Origin of the sequence: Burkholderia sp. Bp8963 (assembly GCF_003854275.1) — a bacterium.
Classification (GTDB): Bacteria; Pseudomonadota; Gammaproteobacteria; order Burkholderiales; family Burkholderiaceae; genus Burkholderia.
Genome location: NZ_QTQP01000004.1, coordinates 19,273 through 42,435, shown reverse-complemented (window position 1 = coordinate 42,435; position 23,163 = coordinate 19,273). Strand labels below are relative to the sequence as shown.

The following is a 23,163-nucleotide window of genomic DNA, read 5'->3' as shown; positions in this document are numbered from 1 at the left end:
GGGCGCAATCTTGGGGAAATCTGTTCTGTTACCGGGCGACGGGATGCCTTGCATGGGGCCGGAGCGCGACTCCGGGTCGGCGCCGCCTGGTGGCGCTCGGAGCCATCAGCACGATCGCGCGCGGCGCGCATGCCGTTCCGCCGCGGGGCTGGCTGCGCGCGGCGACGGCTTCAAAAGGGCGATCCGAGGGTGCCTCTGCATCTTCCGATCCTTGATTCAAAACGAAATTCTACCCCATGATCGGGCCTAGCGTGAGACGTCGGCGCGGCTGTGGGGATATCGCCGGAACGCCCGCCGGCCGGGGCTCGAAGCGGTTTCGGGGCACCATTCGCCGTCCGGCCGGTCGGTAACCGTCCGGTTAAGCCGGCGTCGGAACGCGATTGGGACACGATTGGCGCGACACGGAAAGCCGCCCCTGCCCCGGCGGGGCGCTGCGGCAGCCCGGCTCAAGCGGCCGCGCGCCGGAGCGCGCAACAGGTGCCCATATGCCCGTTGCATGCGGACGGACCCCAGGCGCTATCATTGCTCCTTTATCGTCTGCATCCGCACTGCTCGCGAGCGCCCATGGCATCCCACGATTATCTGAAGAAAATCCTCACCGCACGCGTCTACGACGTCGCGATCGAGACAGAGCTCGAACCGGCCCGCAACCTGTCGGCCCGGCTGCGCAACCCCGTGTACCTGAAGCGCGAGGACAACCAGCCGGTGTTCTCGTTCAAGCTGCGCGGCGCATACAACAAGATGGCGCACATTCCGGCCGACGCGCTCGCGCGCGGCGTGATCACCGCATCGGCGGGCAACCATGCGCAGGGCGTCGCGTTCTCGGCGGCCCGGATGGGCGTGAAGGCCGTGATCGTCGTGCCGGTCACGACGCCGCAGGTGAAGGTCGACGCGGTGCGCACGCACGGCGGCCCGAGCGTCGAGGTGATCCAGGCCGGCGAGTCGTACAGCGACGCGTACGCGCACGCAGTCAAGGTGCAGGAGGAGCGCGGCCTCACGTTCGTCCACCCGTTCGACGATCCTTACGTGATCGCCGGCCAGGGCACCATCGCGATGGAGATCCTGCGCCAGCACCAGGGCCCGATTCACGCGATCTTCGTGCCGATCGGCGGCGGCGGACTCGCGTCCGGCGTCGCCGCGTACGTGAAGGCCGTGCGCCCGGAGATCAAGGTGATCGGCGTGCAGGCCGAGGATTCGTGCGCGATGGCGCAGTCGCTGAAGGCAGGCGAGCGCATCGAGCTGACCGAGGTCGGCCTGTTCGCGGACGGCACCGCGGTGAAGCTCGTCGGCGAGGAAACCTTCCGGCTCTGCCGCGAGTATCTCGACGGCGTCGTGACGGTCGACACCGACGCGCTGTGCGCGGCGATCAAGGACGTGTTCCAGGACACCCGCAGCGTGCTCGAGCCGTCCGGCGCGCTCGCGGTCGCGGGCGCGAAGCTCTACGCGGAGCGCGAAGGGATCGAGAACCAGACGCTGGTCGCGGTCACGTCCGGCGCGAACATGAACTTCGACCGGATGCGCTTCGTCGCGGAGCGCGCGGAAGTGGGCGAGGCGCGCGAGGCCGTGTTCGCGGTCACGATCCCCGAGGAACGCGGCAGCTTCAAGCGCTTCTGCTCGCTCGTCGGCGAGCGCAACGTCACCGAGTTCAACTACCGGATCGCCGATGCGCAGGCCGCGCACATCTTCGTCGGCGTGCAGATCAAGCGCCGTGGCGAATCGGCGGAGATCGCCGCGAACTTCGAGTCGCACGGCTTCCAGACCGTCGACCTGACACACGACGAGCTGTCGAAGGAGCACATCCGCTACATGGTCGGCGGCCGCTCGCCGCTCGCGCTCGACGAGCGCCTGTTCCGCTTCGAATTCCCGGAGCGCCCGGGCGCGCTGATGAAGTTCCTGTCGTCGATGGCGCCGGACTGGAACATCAGCCTGTTCCATTACCGCAACCAGGGCGCGGACTACAGCTCGATCCTCGTCGGCCTGCAGGTGCCGTCCGCCGACCGCGCGGAGTTCGAGCGCTTCCTCGCGGCGCTCGGTTATCCGTATGTCGAAGAGAGCGGCAATCCGGCCTATCGCCTGTTCCTGTCCTGAGCGAACCCATCATGAATCCAGAACACTCCCCGCTCGGCAAGGCGACCGTCTACGCGACGCAGTACGACGCGTCGCTGCTGTTCCCGATCCCGCGCGCCGGCGCGCGCGAGCAGATCGGCATCCCGTCGCCGCTGCCGTTCTTCGGCACCGACATCTGGAACGCGTACGAGCTGTCGTGGCTCAATGCGCGCGGCAAGCCGCAGATCGCGGTCGCGACGTTCTACGTGCCGGCCGAATCGCCGAACATCGTCGAATCGAAGTCGTTCAAGCTGTATCTTGGCTCGTTCGCGCAGACGACGTTCGATTCCGTCGATGCCGTGCGCGACGCGCTGAAGCGTGACGTGTCGGCCGCGTGCGGCGCGAGCGTCGCCGTGCAGCTCGTGTCGCCGCACGATTTCGGCAAGCTCGAGATGGACGAGCTCGACGGGCTGTCGCTCGACCGGCTCGACCTCGAAGCCGACGTCTACGAGCCCGATCCGTCGCTGCTGTCCGCCGCGCACGACGAGGCGCCGGTCGAGGAAACGCTCGTGTCGGACCTGCTGCGGTCGAACTGCCCCGTCACGGGCCAGCCCGACTGGGGCAGCGTGCAGATCCACTACGTCGGGCCGCAGATCGATCACGCGGGCCTCCTGCGCTACATCATCTCGTTCCGCAATCACACGGGCTTTCACGAGCAGTGCGTCGAGCGCATCTTTGTCGACATCCTGCGTGCGTGCAAGCCGGTGAAGCTCGCGGTCTACGCGCGCTATACGCGGCGCGGCGGCCTCGACATCAACCCGTTCCGCACCAACTACAACCAGCCGATGCCGGATAACGCGCGCACTGCGCGGCAGTGAGGGCTCGCAGCGAGCCGTAACGGCAAGCCCAAACAAAACAGCCCGGTCGGAACTGACCGGGCTGTTTTCCTGTGTGCGCAGAGAAGCGCGCCGCGTTACTTCGCCGGCGCCTTATAAGCGATGCAGTCGACCTCGACCTTGCAGTCGATCACCATGCTCGACTGCACGCACGCGCGTGCCGGCGGATGCTCGCCGAAGTACGACACGAACACCTTGTTGAACGACGCGAAATCGCGCGCGTCGTCGAGCCACACGCCGCAGCGCACGACGTGCTCGAGGCCGTAGCCGGCTTCCTTCAGGATCGCGATCACGTTCTCGATCGTCTGCTTCGACTGCGTGACGATCCCGCCTTCGACCACTTCGCCGTTCACCATCGGCGTCTGGCCCGACACGTACAACCAGCCGTCGGCTTCGACCGCACGCGCAAACGGCATCACCTGGCCGCCCGTGCCCTTCGCTTCGCCTACGCCATATCGCTTCATCGTTTCACTCCTGTTCTCGGTTACGGATGCGCGCGCCGGTCGCGGCGCGCGCGGAAGATCTGAACAACGGCCGCACTCAAAACGCCGCGTCGGCGCTCGCCTGCGCCCGCGCGCCGCGCGCGACGAAGCCGCCTGCGCGTTCGCCCGTCGGCTGGCCGTCGCGGTAGGTCAGCACGCCGTTGACCCACACCGCGTCGATGCCGTGCGCGGGCTGCTGCGGCCGCTCGAAGGTCGCCGCGTCGATCACGCGATCGGGATCGAACAGCACGAGGTCCGCGTGGAAGCCGACACGCACCTCGCCGCGCCCGGCGATCCCGAAGCGGCGCGCGGACAGCGACGTCATCTTGCGGATCGCCTCCTCGAGCGGCAGCAGCCCGGTGTCGCGCGCGTAGTGCCCGAGCACGCGCGGGAACGCGCCCCACAGCCGCGGGTGCGGCAGCGGATCGTTCGGCAGGCCGTCCGAGCCGACCATCGTCGCCGGATGCGACAGGATCCGGCGCACGTCGTCCTCGGACATGTTGTGGTACACGGCGCCCGCCGGCCGGATCCGCTGCGCGGCTTCCTGCTCGGTCACGCCCCAGTCGGCCGCGATCGCCTTCAGCAGCTTGCCCGCGACTTCCGGATGCGGCTCCGACCACGTGATCGTGATGTCGATGTCGCCCGTCACCTGCTTCAGGTCGAGCGTCGACGAGCTGCGGCTGTACGGATAGCAGTCGCAGCCGACAGGCTGGTAGCGGCGCGCGCCCTCGAGCGACGCGAGCACCTCGGTGCTGCGCCCCCAGTTCGACGGGCCCGCGCATTTCAGGTGCGAGATCACGACCGGCACCCGCGCATGGCGGCCGACGCGATACGCCTCGTCCATCGCGTCGAGGATCGCGTCGAACTCGGTGCGCATGTGCGTCGTGTATAGCGCGCCCGCGTTCGCGAGCGGCTCGGCGAGCGCCATCACCTCCTCGGCCGGCGCCGCGAACGCGGAGCCGTACGCGAGGCCCGACGACAGCCCGAGCGCGCCGTGCGCGAGCGCCTCCTCGAGCTGCGCGCGCATGCCCGCGATTTCCGCGTCGGTCGCCGCGCGGTCAAGGCGGTCCATCTGGTTGTTGCGCAGCGCGGTGTGGCCGACGAGCGCGGCCACGTTGACGGCCGGCCGCGCGTCGTTCACCGCCGCGACGTAGTCGGCGAAGGTCGGGTACTGGAATGCGCCGCGCTCGCCGAGCAGGTTCATCGGGTCGGGCGGATCGCCCGCGAGCGTGACCGGCGACGCGCTGATCCCGCAGTTGCCGACGATCACGGTCGTCACGCCCTGCGTGATCTTCGGCAGCATCTGCGGCGAGCGGATCACGTGGGTGTCGTCGTGCGTGTGCACGTCGACGAAGCCCGGCGCGAGCGCGCGGCCGTTCGCTTCGACGACCTCCTCGGCCAGCCAGTTCGACAGATTGCCGATCGCGACGATCATGCCGTTGCGGATCGCGACGTCGCGCTCGACGGGCGGCGCGCCGGTGCCGTCGTACAGCTGCGCGCCAACGATCAGCGTATCGGCGGCTTCGGGATGCGAATGCATGGTCAGTCTCCTAGCGGTTGGCGGTCTCCGCCGCCACGGTGCGCGTCGAGCGCATGCTTGACGCGGCGCAGCGATTCGCGGCACGCGTCGCCGAGCCGCAGCGCGACCTCGGTGACGAGTACGTCGATGGCCATCATCATCGCGTAGCGCGATGTCGACGGCTTGAAAATGAAATCGGTCTCGAACGCGACGACCGGAATCAGGTGGTCGGCGAGCTGCGCGAGCGGCGACGCCGGCGCGGTGACCGCGATCACCGTCGCGCCGTAGCGCTTCGCGAGCGCGCAGCTCTCGAGCAGCTCCGGCACCCGCCCGCTCACCGACAGCGCGACGACGACGGCGTCCTTCGACAGCGTCGCCGACACCATCCGCTGCAGCACGCTGTCCTGGTAGCTCGCGACCGGCCGGCCGAAGCGCACGAGCCGGAAACGCAGCTCGTCGGCGAGCGCGGTCGACCCGCCGCCCTGCCCGTACACGTAGATCATCTTCGCGCCGGCCAGCTGGTCGGCGGCCGCGTCGAACGACGTCTGGCGCAACAGCTGGTGGTTGTGCGCGAGCGCAACCTGGATCTCGTCGTAGACGACCGACGCGGGGTTCGGGTCGCCGGCGCGCGCGGCGTCCGACGGCGCGAGAAAGCGCTGGCCGACGGCGGCCGCCTGCGCGACGAGCAGCTTCAGTTCGCGCACGTCGCGGCAGCCGACCGCCTTCGCGAAACGCGTGACCGTCGCGACGCTCACTTGCGCGTCGCGCGCGAGCGCGCCGATGCTCGCGTGCGCGGCGCGCGCGAGATCGGCGAGGATGAACGCGGCCACCTTGCGCTCGGCGTCGCGCAGCTCCGGCGCGCATTCGGCGATCCGCGCGACGATATCGACGACCGGTTGGGCGCCCTGCGGCGCGGCAGGCTCGACAGCCGGCGGATCGAAAGACGGGACAGCGGGCGTATTCATCTGGGGATTCGGTTGCGGCGCACCATGTTACTAAATAACATTACCGGACCGATGCTACTTTCTGTACCATCGGCGTGTCAACTTCGGTGCAATACATAGCGATGATGGAGCGGGATGACATGAAAGTTACAAACTATCAGGACGCGACGATCGATCCGTTCGGCAAGGGTCTCGGCAATTTGCCGAGCGCGAGCGTGCCGCTCGCCGACGCAGGCCGCCTCGAGTGGAACGTGCTCGCGGAAGACGTCAGCCTGCCGGCCGCGGTGCTGTACGAGGATCGCATCGAGCACAACCTGAAATGGATGCAGGCGTTCGTCGAGGAGTACGGCGTCAAGTTCGCGCCGCACGGCAAGACGACGATGGCGCCGCAGCTGTTCCGCCGCCAGCTCGACGCCGGCGCGTGGGGCATCACGCTCGCGACCGCGCATCAGACGCAGGCCGCGTATCACGGCGGGGTGCGGCGCGTGCTGCTCGCGAACCAGCTGGTCGGCCGTCAAAACATGACGATCATCGCGGAACTGCTGACTGATCCCGAGTTCGAGTTCTTCTGCCTCGTCGACTCCGTCGACGGCATCGACCAGCTCGGCCGCTTCTTCGGTGAAGCGAAGAAATCGCTCAACGTGCTGCTCGAGCTCGGCGTGCCGGGCGGCCGCGCGGGCATTCGCGACGACGCGCAGCGCGATGCGGTGCTCGCCGCGCTCGCCCGATATCCGGACACGCTGAAGCTCGCCGGAATCGAGCTCTACGAAGGCGTGCTGAAGGAAGAAGGCGAGATCCGCGCGTTCCTGCAGCACGCGGTCGCGCTGACACGCGAGCTCGCCGCCGCCGGCCGCTTCGCGCGCACGCCGGCGATCCTGTCCGGCGCGGGGTCGGCATGGTACGACGTGGTCGCGGAGGAGTTCGCGAAGGCATCCGGCGCGGGCTTCGCGGAGGTGGTGCTGCGTCCGGGCTGCTACCTGACGCACGATGTCGGCATCTACAAGCACGCGCAGACCGGCGTGTTCGCGCGCAACCCGATCGCGCGCAAGATGGGCGAAGGCCTGCTGCCCGCGCTGCAGCTGTGGGCGTATGTACAGTCGATCCCTGAGCCGGACCGCGCGATCGTCGCGCTCGGCAAGCGCGACTCGGCGTTCGACGCAGGCCTGCCCGAGCCGGCCCGCCATTTCCGTCCGGGCCGCGACACCGCGCCGCGCGACGTCGCCGCGAGCGAAGGCTGGGCGATCACTGGCCTGATGGACCAGCACGCATACCTGCAGATCCCACCCGGCGCGGACCTGAAGGTCGGCGACATGGTCGCGTTCGACATCTCGCACCCGTGCCTGACGTTCGACAAGTGGCGCCAGTTGCTCGTCCTCGATCCGCAGTTCCGCGTGAAGGAAGTGATCGAGACGTTCTTCTGACCGGCTGCGGCCGTGAATCGGCCGTGAATCGGCTGCACATCCGCCACGCATCGGCCGTCCCGCAACGGGGCGGCCGCCGTCACGCCGTCGTCATCCCGGCTTCGATGCGCCGGAGTACACTGCGCTTTCGTCCTCGGGCCCGTTCTCGCCATTCAACGACGATCGGCGCGAACCGGCCCGCACGCCCCTTCCACTTTGTATCGGACCCGAGCGAGCGCCAAAGCGCCCACTCAGGTCGACACTGGAGAAAGCCATGGCCGCAAAGAAGATCCTGTTCCTGACTGGCGATTTTGCCGAAGACTACGAAACGATGGTGCCGTTCCAGGCACTGCAGGCGGTCGGCCATCACGTCGACGCGGTGTGTCCGGCCAAGCGGGCGGGCGACAAGATCAAGACCGCGATCCACGACTTCGAGGGCGACCAGACCTACACCGAGAAGCCCGGCCACCAGTTCACGCTGAATGCGACGTTCGACGACGTCGACGCGGCGCGCTACGACGCGCTCGCGATCGCAGGCGGCCGCGCGCCCGAATACCTGCGTCTCGATCCGAAAGTCATCGCGCTCGTGCGCGCGTTCGCGTCGGCCGGCAAGCCGATCGCGGCGATCTGCCACGCGGCGCAGCTGCTCGCGGCCGCCGACGTGATCCGCGGCAAGCGGATCTCGGCCTACCCTGCGTGCGCGCCCGAAGTGAAGCTCGCGGGCGGCGAATATGCGGACATTCCGGTCGACGCGGCCGTCACCGACGCACCGTTCGTCACCGCGCCCGCGTGGCCCGCGCATCCGGCGTGGCTCGCGCAATTCCTCGCGCTGCTCGGCACGCGCATCGAGCTGTAACGACGTCGACGGCGGCGGGCCTGGACGGTCCGCTCGCCGCCAGCGGCCGGCGCCAGGGCGGCTGACGCGCGATTCCGCGCGTCGTGCAACCGCTGCGGCGCGTGCGGCAAGCCCCGCTCGTTCAACGCGCCGCCGGCTGCGTGCCGACTTCCGCGATCCGCGCCTCCAGCATCGCGAGCGCGCCCGACAGCGCACTCAGCACGTCGTCCGGGAGCTGCGCCATCGTCTCGTCGAGAAATGCCTTGCGCCGCGGCAGGCACGCATCGAACGCCGCGCGCCCGGCGGCGGTCAGCGTCACGTTGGTCACGCGATTGTCGCGCGCGTCGGATTCGCGCTCGATCCAGCCGAGCGCGTCGAGCGCCTTCAGCTGGCGCGTAAGCGCGCCCGGGTCGATCCGCAGCACTTCGACGAGCCGCTTCTGCGACGCGTGCCCGTCCATCGAGTGCAGCGCGACCATGATGCGCCAGCGCGGCATCGGCTGGCCGACGTGGGTCTCGAACGCGGTCATGAACGCGCGATACGTCCGTCCGAATTGCTGCAAGATCGCGACGCGGTCCTGTTCTTCCATGCGCTGAATTCTGTTCCTTCAATCGGTCAATCTGCCGCGACGTGCGGTTCAATCTTGCGCCGCAGCGCGATCGGCGGCACCCGGCGGCATTGCCACACCGAATACACGGCCACGACGGCCGCCATCGCGACGCCCAGGTGAATCGCGCTGACGAGCGATTCGCGGGCCGCCTCCAGCAGCAGCGCGCCATTATGCCCGGCCCGCGTCAGCTCCGCGACGAGGCCGCCCTGCGCCGCGCGGTCGATCAGGATCTGCGGATCGGCGAGCTGCGCGTGCCATGGCAGCGCATGGTCGGCCGCGAGCGCGTTGTGCACGCCGCCCGCGTACATCTGGTTGACGAGCGTGCCCGTCAGCGCGGTGCCGACCATTCCGCCGACCATCCGCAGCGACTGCAGCAGCGCCGTCGCGATGCCGAGATGCTCGCGTCCGGCGGTCTGCTGCGCGAACACCGTCAGGTTCGGCAGCACGAAGCCGAGGCCGACGCCGCCCGAGACCATCAGCGCCATCAGCAGCCAGCGCGGCGTGTCGTGCGTCGCGACGACGACGCCGGCGCACGCGATCGCGAACAGCACGAAGCCCACTTGCAGCATCGCGTTCGGGTTGCGGATGCGCGTCACGACCCGGCCGTTCATGATGCTGCCGATCGTGATGAACACGACGAGCGGCGTGATCACGAGCCCGGCCTCCTTCGGCGACATCCCGAAGCCGCCCTGGAACAGCAGCGGCGCGTAGAACAGCAGCGAGAACATCGAGAAGCCCGCGAGCATCGCAAGCACGAAGAGCGCGGACAACGCGCGGTTGCCGAACATGTCGAACGGCAAAATCGGCTGCGCGCAGCGCTTTTCCCAGTGCCACAGCCCGATGCCGGCAGCGAGCGCGATCACGAGCAGCAGCGTCGGCCAGCCCGCGATCCCGTGTTTCGGCAGCCATTCGACGAACAGCTGCAGCGCGCCGAGCGACAGCGCGATCAGCACCGCGCCCGGCCAGTCGAGCCGCATCTTCTCCCGATGCTCGACGTGCCGCAGGTGCGGCAGGTAGCGCCAGACGAACAGCAGCGACAGCAGGCCGACCGGCAGGTTCACGTAGAACACCGAGCGCCAGCCGAACGACTGGGTCAGTACGCCACCGAGCGACGGCCCGATCGCGTTCGCGATGCCGAACGCCGAACTCATCATCACCTGCCAGCGCAGCCGCACGACGGAATCGGGAAACAGGTCCGGAATGCACGCGAACGCGGTGCCGACCAGCATCCCGCCGCCAATGCCCTGCAGCCCGCGCGCGAGCACGAGGTACAGCATGTCGTTGGCCATCCCGCACAGCACCGACGCGCCGGTGAACAGCACGATCGACGCAATCACGAACGGCTTGCGCCCGTAGTAATCGCCGAGCCGCCCGAAGATCGGCACGGTAATCACCGAGCTCAGCAGGTAGGAGGTTGCGACCCACGCATACAGGTCGAAACCTTTCAGTTCGGCGACGATCGTCGGCAGCGCGGTGCCGACGACGGTCTGGTCGAGCGCGACGAGCATCGTCACGAACGAGATGCCGATCATCGCGAGCAGCGATTCACGGAACGGCAGGACTTGCCCGCTCGAATGGTGGGCAGCGGTATGGATGGCCATTTTTTGTTGGCGCAACTTTTGACGGGTCAAACAATCTGAAAATTTTATCATGGGTACGGTAATCTAGCTGGCGGCCGGCATTCCGGCCGGGCCGCGAAGGAGAAAGATGGAACCGATTTCAACCGGCGTTGCGACCACGCTGTCGGACGACGACCGGGATGCGCTGCGGCGCGCGAAGCAGGTGCTGGAAAGTCCGTCGCTGACGCTGAAGCTGACGAGCCTGCTCGGTACGCCGATCGAGAAGATGATCGGCAGGCTGCCGGATTTCGCGACCGGCAAGATCAACGACGCGACCCAGCTCGCGCTGCGCAAGTGTCTCGGTCTCGCGCTGCGCACGCTCGGCAGGCCGCTGGCCGCGGATTCCGACGCGCACGACAAGCCGAGCAACCTGCTACACAAGCTTGCGGTCGCGACGACGGGCGCCGCGGGCGGCGCGTTCGGGTTCTTCGCGCTGCCGGTCGAACTGCCGGTGACGACGACGCTGATTTTCCGCTCGGTGTGCGACATCGCGCGCAGCGAGGGCGAGGACCTGGCGTCGGTCGATACGCAGTTGCAATGTCTCGCCGTGCTCGGGATGGGCGGCAACCCGGACAGAAAGGAAGAGGAAGCCGATCTCGGCTACTTCGTGCTGCGTGGCGCGCTCGCGCAGGCGATCTCGAAGGCGTCGTCGGACATCACGACGAAGGGCATCGCCGCGCACGGCTCGGCGGCCGTGTTCAGGCTCGTGCAGACCGTCGCGTCGCGGTTTTCGGTGCAGGTGACCGAGCAGATGGCCGCCAAGTCGATCCCGGCGATCGGCGCGGTGCTCGGCGCGACCGTCAACACGCTGTTCATCGATCACTTCCAGCAGATGGCGCACGGCCACTTCACCGTGCGCCGGCTCGAGCGCAAGTACGGCACCGCGGCCGTCAAGGCCGCGTATCAGGCGATCGACGCCTCGCCCGCCCGCTGAACCGCCCGCTCGACCGCGACGCGGCGCAGGAACGCCGCCGCCGTGCCGCTCGAACAGAGCCTCAATACCAGACGCGATGGGCCCTAGCCCGCCGGCAGCACCTGCCCGCGGATCTCGCCGGACGGATGCTCCTTCGTATAGACGTTGAAATACCACTTGCCGGCCATCAGGTCGGTCACCTGCGCATCGTTCAGCTCCTTCGAACCCTTGATCGGGCTCGCGAGGCCGTCCTTCGGAATCGGCACCTGCACGCCGGCGTTCTGCCCGACGGGCGCCGGCCCGTGGAAATGCGCGGCGGTCGCGGGGCTGGTCAGGTCCTTGTACGCGATCGTCCATTGCAGCGTGTGCGTGGCCGTGTCGTAAGTCGCGTCGACGTTACCGGAACCGTGGCTGGTGGTGGGCGGCACTTCGCTCGAAGGCTGCAGGTTGGCGGACAGGTGGACGGTTTCGGCGGCAGCGCTGCCGGCAGCCAGCACGCCCGCGAGTAACGCGACCTGAAGGAAACGCAGCTTCGGCATGAGATCTCCTTGTACGACGTTGGACGCCACCCAACGGGGGACGTATCGCTCATGTTAGTCGATCGCCGCCGAGCGGACACACGCCGGCGACTCGTTCACGCCAGCCTGCCGCGGCGAAGAAAAGACCTTTGCAACCGGACGCCTGAATCCGCACGCGGCCTTTCGATACACTGCGTCTCACAGTTGCTTGTTTCCTTCGTCCGAAGGAGTCTGCGAGTATTCACGCGGCCACCCGGCCGCGTTTTTTTTGCGACATGCGGATCGGGCACGCGGCGGCACGCACTGTGGCGCGTCAGCTCCGGTAGCCAGGATCGATGCGGTCGACGATGCGCTGCAGCGCGTCGAACGCATCCTGCCCGGCGCCGTGCTTCGGATCGAAGTTCAACGAATCGCGCACGCAGGCTTCGAGCACCGGCGGCGCGATCGGCAGCGCATCGCCGATCGCGTGCGTCGCGACCTGCACTTCGCATGCGCGGTTGAGCAGCCACATCAGCGAGAAGGTTGCGGCGAGCGTGCGGCCGATCGTCACGGGCCCGTGATTGCGCAGCAGCAGCACGGGCCGCCCGCCCGCGCTCGAGACGATCCGCCGGCCTTCGTCGAGATGCACGGTGATCCCCTCGAAGTCGTGATACGCGACCTTGCCATACAACTGCGCCGCATAGAAGTTCGAGAACGACAGCCCGTCACGCGAGCAGCACACGGCCATCGCGGGCGTCGTATGCACGTGCATCACGCAGTGCGCATCGGGCAACGCCGCGTGGATCGCGCTGTGAAACGTGAAGCCGGCCGGATTGATCGGCCAGTCGGAATGGCCGATCACGTTGCCGTCGATGTCGATCTTGACGAGGTTCGACGCGCACACCTCGCGGTAATGCAGGCCGAACGGATTGATCAGGAAGTGCCCGTCCGCATCCGGCACGCGCAGCGAGATGTGGTTGTAAATCAGCTCGGTCCAGCCGAGATGGTCGAAGATGCGGTACGCGGCCGCGAGCTGCACGCGCGCCTGCCATTCGGCTTCGGAAAATCGGGCGGGACGGGAAAACGGCTGGTTCGGTACGTGATGCATGCGGGGGCTCCGGTTGAGCAGGCGCGCGCCGGGCCGCGCGGCGGCGGCCTAGCACGTCGTCTCCTGGCGCCGGCGGCCGTGCTGGCCGGCGCGTTGCATATCGCTGACGGACGGGCCGCACGTCGTGCGCGGCGGATCCGGCAGCACCGTCACGATCCTCAGATCGTTGCGCGCACAACCATATCACCTTTCGGCAGCCACCGGAATGGCGGCGATCACCGAATCGTTCGGGCACGGAATCGGCGCGCACCCGCGACGGCCGGCCAGCCGGCGAACGGGCGGCGCCCCGGCCACGATCCCGCCGTCACGACCGTGGACAGCCCCTCATAACTGATTGCCGACCGGCAGCAGCATAAACACGCCGGTCAGCAGGTTGCGCAGCAGCCCCGCATGCGGATCGACGTGATAGGTGTGCGGCACGCCGTCGTCGACGCCGGTCCACACCAGCTCGGACGCGCCGGGTCCGGACGGTGCCGCGAGCTGCACGCGGTAGCTCTCGTCCGGCTGCGTCGCCCGCTCGAAGAGCGCCGCGGCCTGCTGTGCGAGCGCCGGGCTGTGGATCACGAGCGCCATCTCGGTATTCAGGTGCGCGGAGCGCGGATCGAGGTTCATCGAGCCGATCACGAGAATCCTCCGGTCGATCACATACGCCTTCGCGTGCAGGCTCGCCCGCGACTGCGAGCCGAACAGCCGCGGCCGCTGCCGGTCGGGCTTTGCCTTGAATTCGTAGAGTTCCACGCCGTGCTGCAGCAGCGGCACCCGATACGGACCATAGCCGGCCTGCACGGCGACCGCGTCGGTCGCGGCGAGCGAATTCGTCAGGATTGCGACGCGCACGCCGCGCGCAGTCGTGTCGCCGAGGATCTTCACGCCCGCGTCATGCGGCACGAAATACGGCGTGAACGCGAGGAATTCCTGCTGCGCGCCGCGTATCAGCTCGACGAGCCGCCGCATCGGCGGGCTCACGTAGCCGTCGGTCGGCAGCGCGACCTTGTCCGGCGCGTCGGCGCTGAATTCGGCCGGCCCCCACACGAGCCCCAGCGCGTCGCGCGCGATTTGCTGCGCGAGCGGCGTCGCGTTCAGCGGTTTCGCGTTGTACGGCTCCGCGTTCTTGCGCCAGTGCGCGCGCAACTCGTCGCGCATCGCGTCGAGATCCTTCGGATCGAAGGTCTGGTGGTTCAGTGCATGCAGCGGATAGCTGGTGCCGCTCGCCCAGTACGTGTCGAAGCTCGCGGAGATGTCGTGCGTGACCGGGCCGGCCGCGAGCACGTCGAGGTCGCGGAACTGCAGCGTCGCGCTCGCGCTGAAATACTCGTCGCCGAGGTTGCGGCCGCCGACGATCGCGATCTGGTTGTCGGCGATCATCGCCTTGTTGTGCATCCGGCGCGTGAAGCTGCCGATCCGTGTGAAGAAATCGGTCGTGCGCTGCATCACGCGCTGCTGCGACGCGCCGAACGGATTGAATACGCGGATCTCGATGTTCGGATGCGTGTTCAGCGCGGCCATCACGCGATCGATGTCGCGGAAATTCAGGTCGTCAACGAGCATCCGCACGCGCACGCCGCGGTCGGCCGCATACAGCGCGGCGGCAAGCAGCAGCTTGCCGGTCGTGTCTTCCGTCGCGACGTAGTACTGCATGTCGAGTGTTTTCGTCGCCGCACGCGCGAGCGCGACGCGCATCTGCAGTGCTTCGGCGCCGTCGGCGAGCAGGCGGAAGCCCGACGCGTCCGGATGCGCGGCCTCCGGCGCGGCCAGCGCGTCGCGCAGCGGCGTCGCGGTATCGGCAGGCAACGCATGCGACTCGGGGCGCTCGAGCGTCGTGGCGGGAGGATGCGTCGCGCACGCGGCGACGAGCGACAGCATCGCGCAGACGGCCAGCGCGCGGGCGGCCGAGCGGCATGCGGCACGCCAGGACCGGGCGGCCGGCGCGCGCCGGACGAAGGACGTGGGCACGGAACCTCCTCGACAGGCGGATCAACGGGTCGGCCCCCGCCGCGGCACGGCTGACGGGCGGTTCCAGCCGATTCTAAGTGTCGCCGGATGACGGGGTCAATCGCGCGCCGGCAAGCCGCCCGATCTGTCCGGGTGGCTTCGGCGCGCGTCGCTACGCGGATGCGCGAGCACGGCCCGGGGTCGGTTCGCACGCCGTCAGCGCCGCGGCAGCCGCGCTGACCGCAACCGGAAACGCCCGCCGCACGCCGCGCGAGCCACCGTGGTCCGACCAATCTCAGCCCACGTCGTCGCTCTGCTCGAAATGGCGGCGCACGTGGTCGATGTGCGTCTGCATCGCGGTGCGCGCCTCCTCGGGGCGGTGTGCGCAGATCGCTTCGCAGACGATCCGGTGCTGCAGCAGCAACTGGTCCGACGCGCCTTCGTCGTGCTCGGTCATCCCCGCCACGTTGATCGAGATGTGCTCGCGCAGCATGCCGATCACGCTCGTATGCAGGTGCAGGAACATCGTGTTGTGCGACGCGAGCGCAATCGCCTCGTGCAGCTTCGCGTCGGTCGCCGCCTCGACCGCCTTGTCGTCGTTCGCGTGCGCGGTTTCGAGCTCGCGCAGCAGCGCGCGAATCCGGCGCCGGTCGTTCGCATCGGCGCGCAGCGCCGCGAAATACGCGGTCGCGCCCTCGAGCACGCGGCGAAACTCGAGGATGTCGTCGCGCAGCGCCGGATGGTCGGCAACGAGCTGCCCCCACGGCGACGCGATCCCCGCGCGCAACTGGTCCGTCACGTACACGCCCGCGCCACGCCGGCTCTGCAGCAGGCCGCGCGCGACGAGCCGCTGGATCGCCTCGCGGATCGTGTTGCGCGCGACGCCGTACTGCTCCGCGAGCACCCGCTCGGCCGGCAGGCGCGCGCCGGCCGGCCACGTGCCGTCCAGCAGCGCCGTCTCGATCTTCCGCATCACCAGTTCGGTCCGGCCACGCGCCGTCATCCCTGCCATCGTCCGGTCTCCAGAATGCGCGCGGCGCCGATTGGCCCAACCAATTTGAGCTAACGCGCCGTCGCAGGAATTATGCAGCGAAACAGCCGTCCCGCGTGCCGGGCAGCCGTCCCCCTGGAGCGAGACATGAACGAAAGGCAGTATCCACCGGCCGCGCCCGCGGACGTCTATCTGTTCGCGACCTGCCTGGTCGACCTGTTCGTCCCCGACGCGGGCCTCGACGCGGTGCGGCTGCTCGAGCGCGAGGGCCTGACCGTCCACTATCCGCGCGGCCAGAGCTGCTGCGGCCAGCCTGCCTACAGCAGCGGCAATCCCGACGAAGCGCGCCGCGTCGCGGCTGCGCAGCTCGACCTGTTCTCGAATCCTTGGCCCGTGATCGTCCCGTCCGGGTCGTGCGCCGGCATGATGCGGCACCATTGGCCGGCGCTGTTCTCCGACGATCCCGTCAACGGCCCGAAGGCCAGCGCGATCGCCGAACGCGTGTACGAACTCGCCGAATTCCTCGTCCATGTGCTCGACGTACGCGTCGACGCCATCGCCGCTGCCGCCGCCGCCGCCGTGCAACCGGACGAGCGCGTGGTGCTGCACACGTCGTGCGCGGCGCGCCGCGAAATGGGCACGCGCGCACACGGCGTCGCGCTCGTCGACGCGCTGCCGGGCGTGACCCGCATCGAACACGAACGCGAATCCGAATGCTGCGGCTTCGGCGGCACGTTCTCGCTGAAGCATCCCGACATCTCCGGCGCGATGGTGCGTGACAAGGTCGCGTCGGCGTGCGCGACCGGCTGCGACCGGCTCGTGTCCGCCGATTGCGGCTGCCTGCTGAACATCGGCCACGCGGCCGCGAAGGCCGGCGCGCCGTTGCCGGTCGAGCATCTCGCGAGCTTCCTGTGGCGCCGCACGGCCGGCGCCGCATCGCTGCGCGGAGACGAGCAATGAGCGCCCGCGACGCGATTCTCGCGCGGCTGCGTGCCGCCGCGCCCGCGCCGGGCGCCGACGCATCGGCCGCCCGCCCGATCGATGCGCGCATCGACAACCGCATCGATCACCATTACGCGACGCGGCGCGGCACGGCCCCGGCCGATCCGCACACGCTCGCGCAAGTGCTGCAGGCCGCGCTCGCCGCGTCACACGCGGACGTCTGGTGCGCAGACGCCGCGTCATGGCCCGCGCAGCTCGCCGAGCGGCTCGCGGCGGCCGGCGTGCGCCGGCTGCTGCTCGATCCTGCCCGCGCCGAAGCCGCAGCGCTGGCCCGCGCGCTGCCCGACGCCGTCGCGACGGTGCCGTTCGACCGGCCGATCGAGACCTGGAAGGCCGAGCTGTTCGCGACGATCGACGCGGGCTTCACGGTCGCGCGCTCGGGCATCGCCGCGACCGGCGCGCTCGTGCTCGCGCCGGACGCCGGCACGCCGCGCACCGTGTCGCTGGTGCCGCCGCTGCACGTCGCGCTCGTCCATGCCGACACGCTGCATGCGGACCTGCACGCAGCCGCGCACGCGGAGCGCTGGCACGCGGGCATGCCGACGAATCTCGTGCTGGTTTCCGGGCCGTCGAAGACCTCCGACATCCAGCAGACGCTCGCGTACGGCGCACACGGCCCGCGCCACCTGTGGGTCGTGATCGTCACCGGGCCGGCCGAAACACCCGACCCGACCACGCGCCTGTCCGACGCTTCGGACCGTCCCGCTTCGGACACTCCCGCTTCGCAAGGAACGCCGCGATGAGCGACCACACCGTGCATTTCGTCGCCCCCGGCGACTTCAAGGCGCGCGCGCGCGCCGCGCTCGACGATCCGAAGCTGCGCCGCAGCTTCCGTGGCGCGATGGATTTCCTGCAAGGCAAGCGCGCAGTGCAGTTCCCCGACGATGCCGAGCTGCAGCAACTGCGCGACCTCGGCGAAGCAGTGCGGCAGCACGCGCTCGCGCAACTGCCGACGCTACTCGAGCAGCTCGAAGCGAAACTGACCGAATCCGGCGTGCACGTGCACTGGGCCGAGACCGCCGACGACGCGAACGCGATCGTGCTCGGCATCGCGCAGGCGAAGAAGGCGCGCCGCGTGATCAAGGGAAAGTCGATGGCGAGCGAGGAAATCGAGCTGAACCATTACCTTGCCGAGCGCGGCGTCGACTGCATCGAATCCGACATGGGCGAATACATCGTCCAGCTCGCCGGCGAAAAACCGTCGCACATCGTGATGCCCGCGATCCACAAGACGCGCGGCGACATCGCCGACCTGTTCCAGCAGCACATCCCCGGCGCGCATTACACGGAAGACGTCGACGAGCTGATCCAGACAGGCCGGCGCGCGCTGCGCCAGGCTTTCGTCGATGCGGACATCGGCCTGTCGGGCGTGAACTTCGCGGCGGCCGACACGGGCACGCTGTGGCTCGTCGAGAACGAGGGCAACGGTCGCCTGTCGACGACGGTGCCCGACACGCACATCGCGATCATGGGCATCGAGAAGGTCGTCGCGAAGCTCGAGCACATCGTGCCGCTGTCGAGCCTGCTGACGCGCTCGGCCACCGGCCAGGCGATCACGACCTATTTCAACCTGATTACCGGCCCGCGCCGCGACGGCGAGCGCGACGGTCCGCGCGACATGCATCTCGTGCTGCTCGACAACGGCCGCACACAGGCGTACGCGGACGCGCAACTGCGCGCGACGCTGCAATGCATCCGCTGCGGTGCGTGCATGAACCACTGCCCCGTCTACACGCGGATCGGCGGCCACGCATACGGAACGACCTATCCGGGGCCGATCGGCAAGCTCATCTCGCCGCACCTGCTCGGGCTCGACGCGACCGCCGACCTGCCGACCGCGTCGACGCTGTGCGGCGCATGCGGCGAGGTGTGCCCGGTGCGGATCCCGATCCCGCAGCTGCTCGTGCGGCTGCGCACCGAGGCGAACCGCAAGCCCGACGAACCGGTCGCCCATCCGCTGCGCGGCCAGGGCGCGAACTACAACCGCGCGGAAGACCTCGTGTGGCGCTTCTGGTCCGGCGCGTTCGCGCACCCGCGCGCGTACCGCGCATTCCGCTGGGCGGCGACGCGCCTGCGCGCGCTCGCGCCCGCGAAGCAGATGGGCTGGACGCAACACCGCACGCCGCTCGAGCCGGCGCCGCGCAGCCTGTCCGACCTGCTGCGCGAACGCGGCCAGCCCGAATAGCACACCCGCTTTCTGACCTGTACCGATAGAACTATGGAGGAGACAACCATGCAGGCCTGGCATCAGATCTACACCCCACTCGGCAGCCTCGGGCCGTCGGCGCTCGCCGCCGCGATCCCGATCATCTTCTTTTTCATCGCGCTCGCCGGCTTGCGGCTGAAGGGGCACGTCGCCGCGGCGATCACGCTGCTGCTGTCGCTCGGCGTCGCGATCGTCGCGTACCGGATGCCGGTGCCGCAGGCGCTCGCGGCGGCCGGCTTCGGCTTCGCATACGGCATCTGGCCGATCGCGTGGATCATCGTCGCCGCGGTATTCCTGTACAAGATCGTCGTGAAGACCGGGCAGTTCGACATCATCCGCGCGTCGGTGCTGTCGATCACCGAAGACCAGCGGCTGCAGATGCTGCTGATCGGCTTCTCGTTCGGCGCGTTCCTCGAAGGCGCGGCCGGCTTCGGCGCGCCGGTCGCGATCACCGCCGCGCTGCTCGTCGGCCTCGGCTTCCGGCCGTTGCATGCGGCCGGGCTGTGCCTGATCGCGAACACCGCGCCGGTCGCGTTCGGCGCGATGGGCATCCCGATCATCGTCGCCGGGCAGGTCACCGGCATCGACGCGCTCCACATCGGCGCGATGGCGGGCCGCCAGCTGCCGCTGCTGTCGCTCGCGGTGCCGTTCTGGCTCGTGTTCATGATGGACGGGCTGCGCGGCGTGCGGCAGACCTGGCCGGCCGCGCTCGTCGCCGGCGGCAGCTTCGCGATCACGCAGTACTTCACGTCGAACCATCTCGGGCCCGAGCTACCGGACATCACGTCGTCGCTCGTCAGCCTCGTGTCGCTGGCCGCATTCCTGAAGGTCTGGCAGCCGAGCAGCGCGAAACGGACGGCCGGCGAGACGGCCGGCGGCACCGTCGCGTCCGGCGGCGGCGCCGCGGCGCTCGCGGGCTTCGGTGGCAGCAGCGGCGGTGGCTTCGGCCCGTCGGCGAGCCGCCAGGCGTCGCCATACTCGCTCGCGCAGACCGTGCGCGCATGGTCGCCGTTCCTGATCCTGACGGGCATCGTCACCGTGTGGAGCCTTGCGCCGTTCAAGGCACTGTTCGGCCCGCACGGCGCGCTCGCCGCGACCGTGCTGAAGTTCCACGTGCCGGCGCTCGACCAGCTCGTCGTCAAGACCGCGCCGATCGTCGCAACCCCGAAGGCACTCGATGCGGTGCTGAAGATCGACCTGGTGTCGGCCGTCGGCAGCGCGATCCTCGTGACCGCGCTGATCTCGATGGTGCTGTTGCGGATGAAGCCGCGCGACGCGCTCGTCACGTTCGGCGAGACGCTGAAGGAGCTCACGCGCCCGATCCTGTCGATCGGGTTCGTGCTCGCGTTCGCGTTCGTCGCGAACTACTCGGGAATGTCGTCGACGCTCGCGCTGCTGCTCGCCGGCACCGGCGCCGCGTTCCCGTTCTTCTCGCCGTTCCTCGGCTGGCTCGGCGTGTTCCTGACCGGCTCGGACACGTCGTCGAACGCACTGTTCTGCTCGCTGCAGCAGGCGACCGCGCACCAGCTCGGCCTGCCGGAGACGCTCGTCGTCGCCGCGAACACGACGGGCGGCGTGACCGCGAAGATGATCTCGCCGCAGTCGATCGCGGTCGCGTGCGCGGCGACGGGCCTCGTCGGCAAGGAGTCGGAGCTGTTCCGCTTCACGGTCCGGCACAGCGTGCTGTTCGCGGTGATCGTCGGACTGATCACGCTCGTGCAGGCGTACGTGCTGCCGGGGATGGTGCCGTAAGTAAGCAAACGAACGCCGGTTCGCACGCCGGGCGGTGTGCGGATCGGCTCATGGCGGCGGGTGATGCGGTAATGCGGTGTCGCCCGGCGCACGCAGCGAAGCCGGCCGATCCGCCCGTCTGCGCCGGAAAAAAACAAAACCCCACGCTCCGGAGAACGTGGGGTTCGTCTGCAGACTGAAGCGCCGGCCTCGCCGGCGTCTTGTCGCAGAGTCGGCGGACACCCGCCGCCGCGATCAGCTGCCCTTCGCGATGCGATCCTGGATGTGCTGCGCGCGGCTCGCCGACGACGGATGCGAGCTCATCATCGAGCTCTTGCCGCCGTCCAGCTGCGCGAGCTTCTGGAACGCGGTCACGAGGCCCTTCTGGGTCATGCCCTTCTGCTTGAGCAGGTCGAACGAGTAGTCGTCCGCCGCGCTTTCCTGCGTCTGCGAGAACTGCGCGTTGATGAACTTCTCGGTGATGTCGCCGAGCTGCGAGTTCGTCAGCGCCGCAACGCCCGGCGACGCCGCGCCGGCCGCGGTGCGTGCCGCGCTTACCGCGTACGCGGTCTGCATCGCCTTCTTCGAGTGGCCGAGTGCAACGTGGCCCATTTCATGGCCGATCACGCCGCGCAGCTCGTCATCGTTCATCATGTCCATCAGGCCGCTGTAGACGCGCACGCAACCGTTGCCCATCGCCCACGCGTTGACGTCCTTGGTCATGTAGACCTTGTAGTTGATCTTCTGGCCGTTCAGCGTCATGTCGCCGAAGCCCTTCATCACCTTCGTCAGGCGCTTCCCGTATGCGCTGTTCGCGGACGCGATCTTCGATTCGGCATCGCTCGCCTTGCACGAGTCGTTCGACAGCGCGGCGATATCGGCGTCCGACAGCGTCGCCGCCTTCAACAGGCTCGAGCCGGCCGACGTCAGGCTGTTCGCGTCGAGATTCTGCACCCCGCCGCATGCGCTCAGCAGGAACGCCACACCACATGCTGCAACCGCTTTCTTCAAATGCATTTGTGACCCCTCGGTGGTTCTAGTTGGAAGCGGCGATTTTGCATAAGTCGACCGGAAATTACCAGTCGTTTACATCTGATGACATGTTCATTACTCAGCAGAATTCAATTTAGTACGCGATTGACGACGAAAATGCAGCCAATCGCCGTGATCGTGCGACTGTCAGAATGATAAGAATGGTCAAAATGGGCGGATCTGGGGGTGGGGATTCGCGGGCGGATGCGCGCGCCGCCCCGCCCGCGAACGCCCGGTTACACCGCCGCCTGCAGATCGGCGATCGCCGCCGCGAGAAACCGCGCCGCCTCGCCGCCCGTGACGACGCGATGGTCGAACGTCAGGCTGAGCGGCAGGATCCGGTGCACGGCGGCCGCGCCGCCGACCGCCACCACGCTGTCGTGAATGCGGCCGGCCCCGAGGATCGCGACCGTCGGCGGCACGACGACCGGGGCGGCGTACTTGCCGGCGATCATCCCGAAATTCGACAGCGTGATCGTGTTGCCGCGCATCTCCTCCGGCGGAATCTTGCGCGCGCGGATGTCGTCGCGCATCCGGTCGAGGCCGGCCCGCAGGTCGGCGGCGTCGCGCTGCGCGACGTCGCGCAGCACCGGCACGAACAGGCCGTCGGGCAGGTCGACCGCGATGCCGACGTCGATCTTCGCGAGCACGTGCCGCCGCCCCGTATGCCCCTCGTACCACGCGTTGAGCCCCGGTTCCGCGCGGCAACCCGCGACGAGCGCGCGGATCAGCCGGATCGTCACGTCGGTGCGCGGCGCCCACGCGTGGATGTCGGCGTCGTCGATCACCGTCGCCGCCGCGACCTCGCTCTGCGCGCGCGCCATGTTCTGCGCCATCGCGCGCCGCACGCCGCGCAGCACTTCCGCCGGCCCGACCTCGGCGAGCACCTTCGCGACGCGCTGCACGTCCGCCGCGGTGATCACCCCGTCCGCGCCCGACGGCGTGACCATCGCGAGATCGACATCGAGCTTGCGCGCCAGCGCGCGCACCGCGGGCATCGCCTTGATCGCGCCCGCGCCGCCGATCGCCCCCCCGACCGCGCCGCCGAGCGCCGCCGGCGCATCGTGCACGACCTGCGCGCCCACTTCGACCTTGCCGACGACGGTGCCGGCATCCGCGTCGTCGCCCTCGCCTTCGAACGCGACGAGCGGTGCGCCGAGATGCACGATGTCGCCCGCCTGCCCGAACAGCTTCGCGATGCGGCCCGCCTGCGGGGACGGGATCTCGACGATCGCCTTCGCGGTCTCGACCGACAGCAGCGGCTGGTCGGTGTCGACCGCGTCGCCCGCCTTCACGTGCCATTCGACGATTTCCGCTTCCTGCAGCCCTTCGCCGAGATCGGGCAGTTTGAAGATCTTCATCAGCATCGCTCCGGGAAATCGGGTTCAGCAGCAACAGGA

20 protein-coding genes are annotated in these 23,163 nt (G+C 68.8%); 9 read left to right on the top strand and 11 right to left on the bottom strand.

Annotated elements, in window-relative coordinates:
- The first annotated feature begins 564 nt into the window (after positions 1 to 564).
- A complete protein-coding gene (ilvA, locus tag DID96_RS04725) occupies positions 565 to 2,088 on the top strand; it encodes a threonine ammonia-lyase, biosynthetic (protein WP_124598100.1) in 1,524 nt (507 codons plus the stop codon).
- Between the two features lie 11 nt (positions 2,089 to 2,099).
- The gene (queF, locus tag DID96_RS04720) at positions 2,100 to 2,924 is read left to right on the top strand and encodes an NADPH-dependent 7-cyano-7-deazaguanine reductase QueF (protein WP_124598099.1); all 825 of its coding nucleotides are present in this window, start codon (positions 2,100 to 2,102) and stop codon (positions 2,922 to 2,924) included.
- A gap of 95 nt (positions 2,925 to 3,019) precedes the next feature.
- On the opposite strand, the gene DID96_RS04715 is transcribed toward queF, so the two are convergent.
- From DID96_RS04715 to DID96_RS04705, 3 genes are all read right to left on the bottom strand, one after another.
- Positions 3,020 to 3,406 (bottom strand): RidA family protein, encoded by a 387-nt coding sequence (locus DID96_RS04715; RefSeq protein WP_006751946.1) that lies wholly within the window; start codon positions 3,404 to 3,406, stop codon positions 3,020 to 3,022.
- A gap of 76 nt (positions 3,407 to 3,482) precedes the next feature.
- Positions 3,483 to 4,964, bottom strand: a complete 1,482-nt coding sequence (locus tag DID96_RS04710; protein ID WP_124598098.1) for an amidohydrolase family protein — start codon at positions 4,962 to 4,964, stop codon at positions 3,483 to 3,485.
- 2 nt (positions 4,965 to 4,966) lie between these two features.
- On the bottom strand, positions 4,967 to 5,908 hold the full coding sequence (locus DID96_RS04705; protein ID WP_124598097.1) for a MurR/RpiR family transcriptional regulator: 942 nt from the start codon (positions 5,906 to 5,908) through the stop codon (positions 4,967 to 4,969).
- Between the two features lie 119 nt (positions 5,909 to 6,027).
- Here DID96_RS04705 and DID96_RS04700 point away from each other — a divergent pair, with 119 nt between their 5' ends.
- Positions 6,028 to 7,308, top strand: coding sequence for an amino acid deaminase (locus tag DID96_RS04700; RefSeq protein ID WP_124598096.1), 1,281 nt, complete (start codon positions 6,028 to 6,030; stop codon positions 7,306 to 7,308).
- A gap of 253 nt (positions 7,309 to 7,561) precedes the next feature.
- Positions 7,562 to 8,143 (top strand): DJ-1/PfpI family protein, encoded by a 582-nt coding sequence (locus tag DID96_RS04695; RefSeq protein ID WP_124598095.1) that lies wholly within the window; start codon positions 7,562 to 7,564, stop codon positions 8,141 to 8,143.
- A 121-nt stretch (positions 8,144 to 8,264) separates the two neighbouring features.
- Here DID96_RS04695 and DID96_RS04690 read toward each other — a convergent pair whose 3' ends face one another.
- Both DID96_RS04690 and DID96_RS04685 read right to left on the bottom strand, forming a co-directional pair.
- A complete protein-coding gene (locus tag DID96_RS04690) occupies positions 8,265 to 8,711 on the bottom strand; it encodes a MarR family winged helix-turn-helix transcriptional regulator (protein WP_124598094.1) in 447 nt (148 codons plus the stop codon).
- A gap of 26 nt (positions 8,712 to 8,737) precedes the next feature.
- Positions 8,738 to 10,333 carry an MDR family MFS transporter gene (locus DID96_RS04685; protein ID WP_124598093.1) on the bottom strand — a complete coding sequence of 532 codons (1,596 nt, stop codon included), beginning with the start codon at positions 10,331 to 10,333 and terminating at the stop codon, positions 8,738 to 8,740.
- A gap of 106 nt (positions 10,334 to 10,439) precedes the next feature.
- On the opposite strand from DID96_RS04685, the gene DID96_RS04680 reads away from it, so the two are divergent.
- A complete protein-coding gene (locus DID96_RS04680) occupies positions 10,440 to 11,285 on the top strand; it encodes an EcsC family protein (protein ID WP_124598092.1) in 846 nt (281 codons plus the stop codon).
- A gap of 83 nt (positions 11,286 to 11,368) precedes the next feature.
- Here the strand turns inward: DID96_RS04680 and DID96_RS04675 are convergent, their stop codons facing one another.
- The 4 genes from DID96_RS04675 to DID96_RS04660 form a co-directional block, all read right to left on the bottom strand.
- Entirely contained in the window at positions 11,369 to 11,803 is a 435-nt protein-coding gene (locus DID96_RS04675) for a CHRD domain-containing protein (RefSeq protein ID WP_124598091.1), read from the bottom strand.
- A gap of 292 nt (positions 11,804 to 12,095) precedes the next feature.
- Positions 12,096 to 12,869 (bottom strand): class II aldolase/adducin family protein, encoded by a 774-nt coding sequence (locus tag DID96_RS04670; RefSeq protein WP_124598090.1) that lies wholly within the window; start codon positions 12,867 to 12,869, stop codon positions 12,096 to 12,098.
- A gap of 324 nt (positions 12,870 to 13,193) precedes the next feature.
- Positions 13,194 to 14,822, bottom strand: coding sequence for a phospholipase D family protein (locus DID96_RS04665; RefSeq protein ID WP_124598089.1), 1,629 nt, complete (start codon positions 14,820 to 14,822; stop codon positions 13,194 to 13,196).
- Positions 14,823 to 15,096: 274 nt separating this feature from the next.
- Positions 15,097 to 15,813: a FadR/GntR family transcriptional regulator gene (locus tag DID96_RS04660; protein ID WP_124598088.1), complete on the bottom strand. Its 717-nt coding sequence runs from the start codon at positions 15,811 to 15,813 to the stop codon at positions 15,097 to 15,099.
- Between the two features lie 126 nt (positions 15,814 to 15,939).
- On the opposite strand from DID96_RS04660, the gene DID96_RS04655 reads away from it, so the two are divergent.
- The 4 genes from DID96_RS04655 to DID96_RS04640 are packed head-to-tail and all read left to right on the top strand — an operon-like array spanning position 15,940 to position 20,752.
- Positions 15,940 to 16,752 carry a (Fe-S)-binding protein gene (locus DID96_RS04655; protein WP_124598087.1) on the top strand — a complete coding sequence of 271 codons (813 nt, stop codon included), beginning with the start codon at positions 15,940 to 15,942 and terminating at the stop codon, positions 16,750 to 16,752.
- Complete coding sequence (locus tag DID96_RS04650) at positions 16,749 to 17,537, top strand: LUD domain-containing protein (protein WP_124598086.1); 789 nt, start codon at positions 16,749 to 16,751, stop codon at positions 17,535 to 17,537. The genes DID96_RS04655 and DID96_RS04650 overlap by 4 nt, the downstream gene beginning before the upstream one ends.
- Positions 17,534 to 18,979 carry a LutB/LldF family L-lactate oxidation iron-sulfur protein gene (locus tag DID96_RS04645; RefSeq protein WP_124598085.1) on the top strand — a complete coding sequence of 482 codons (1,446 nt, stop codon included), beginning with the start codon at positions 17,534 to 17,536 and terminating at the stop codon, positions 18,977 to 18,979. The genes DID96_RS04650 and DID96_RS04645 overlap by 4 nt, the downstream gene beginning before the upstream one ends.
- Before the next feature lie 48 nt (positions 18,980 to 19,027).
- Positions 19,028 to 20,752 carry a lactate permease LctP family transporter gene (locus tag DID96_RS04640; RefSeq protein WP_124598084.1) on the top strand — a complete coding sequence of 575 codons (1,725 nt, stop codon included), beginning with the start codon at positions 19,028 to 19,030 and terminating at the stop codon, positions 20,750 to 20,752.
- 234 nt (positions 20,753 to 20,986) lie between these two features.
- Here DID96_RS04640 and DID96_RS04635 read toward each other — a convergent pair whose 3' ends face one another.
- Both DID96_RS04635 and DID96_RS04630 read right to left on the bottom strand, forming a co-directional pair.
- Positions 20,987 to 21,748, bottom strand: coding sequence for a M48 family metalloprotease (locus DID96_RS04635; RefSeq protein ID WP_124598083.1), 762 nt, complete (start codon positions 21,746 to 21,748; stop codon positions 20,987 to 20,989).
- 251 nt (positions 21,749 to 21,999) lie between these two features.
- Entirely contained in the window at positions 22,000 to 23,124 is a 1,125-nt protein-coding gene (locus tag DID96_RS04630; protein WP_124598082.1) for a dihydrolipoamide acetyltransferase family protein, read from the bottom strand.
- Between the last annotated feature and the right edge of the window lie 39 nt (positions 23,125 to 23,163).

Excerpts from the sequence above, each read along its gene's own strand:
- ilvA (WP_124598100.1), top strand. The coding sequence starts at position 565 with ATGGCATCCCACGATTATCTGAAGAAAATCCTCACCGCACGCGTCTAC.
- queF (WP_124598099.1), top strand. The coding sequence starts at position 2,100 with ATGAATCCAGAACACTCCCCGCTCGGCAAGGCGACCGTCTACGCGACG.
- DID96_RS04715 (WP_006751946.1), bottom strand. The coding sequence starts at position 3,406 with ATGAAGCGATATGGCGTAGGCGAAGCGAAGGGCACGGGCGGCCAGGTG.
- DID96_RS04710 (WP_124598098.1), bottom strand. The coding sequence starts at position 4,964 with ATGCATTCGCATCCCGAAGCCGCCGATACGCTGATCGTTGGCGCGCAG.
- DID96_RS04705 (WP_124598097.1), bottom strand. The coding sequence starts at position 5,908 with ATGAATACGCCCGCTGTCCCGTCTTTCGATCCGCCGGCTGTCGAGCCT.
- DID96_RS04700 (WP_124598096.1), top strand. The coding sequence starts at position 6,028 with ATGAAAGTTACAAACTATCAGGACGCGACGATCGATCCGTTCGGCAAG.
- DID96_RS04695 (WP_124598095.1), top strand. The coding sequence starts at position 7,562 with ATGGCCGCAAAGAAGATCCTGTTCCTGACTGGCGATTTTGCCGAAGAC.
- DID96_RS04690 (WP_124598094.1), bottom strand. The coding sequence starts at position 8,711 with ATGGAAGAACAGGACCGCGTCGCGATCTTGCAGCAATTCGGACGGACG.
- DID96_RS04685 (WP_124598093.1), bottom strand. The coding sequence starts at position 10,333 with ATGGCCATCCATACCGCTGCCCACCATTCGAGCGGGCAAGTCCTGCCG.
- DID96_RS04680 (WP_124598092.1), top strand. The coding sequence starts at position 10,440 with ATGGAACCGATTTCAACCGGCGTTGCGACCACGCTGTCGGACGACGAC.
- DID96_RS04675 (WP_124598091.1), bottom strand. The coding sequence starts at position 11,803 with ATGCCGAAGCTGCGTTTCCTTCAGGTCGCGTTACTCGCGGGCGTGCTG.
- DID96_RS04670 (WP_124598090.1), bottom strand. The coding sequence starts at position 12,869 with ATGCATCACGTACCGAACCAGCCGTTTTCCCGTCCCGCCCGATTTTCC.
- DID96_RS04660 (WP_124598088.1), bottom strand. The coding sequence starts at position 15,813 with ATGGCAGGGATGACGGCGCGTGGCCGGACCGAACTGGTGATGCGGAAG.
- DID96_RS04655 (WP_124598087.1), top strand. The coding sequence starts at position 15,940 with ATGAACGAAAGGCAGTATCCACCGGCCGCGCCCGCGGACGTCTATCTG.
- DID96_RS04650 (WP_124598086.1), top strand. The coding sequence starts at position 16,749 with ATGAGCGCCCGCGACGCGATTCTCGCGCGGCTGCGTGCCGCCGCGCCC.
- DID96_RS04645 (WP_124598085.1), top strand. The coding sequence starts at position 17,534 with ATGAGCGACCACACCGTGCATTTCGTCGCCCCCGGCGACTTCAAGGCG.
- DID96_RS04640 (WP_124598084.1), top strand. The coding sequence starts at position 19,028 with ATGCAGGCCTGGCATCAGATCTACACCCCACTCGGCAGCCTCGGGCCG.
- DID96_RS04635 (WP_124598083.1), bottom strand. The coding sequence starts at position 21,748 with ATGCATTTGAAGAAAGCGGTTGCAGCATGTGGTGTGGCGTTCCTGCTG.
- DID96_RS04630 (WP_124598082.1), bottom strand. The coding sequence starts at position 23,124 with ATGAAGATCTTCAAACTGCCCGATCTCGGCGAAGGGCTGCAGGAAGCG.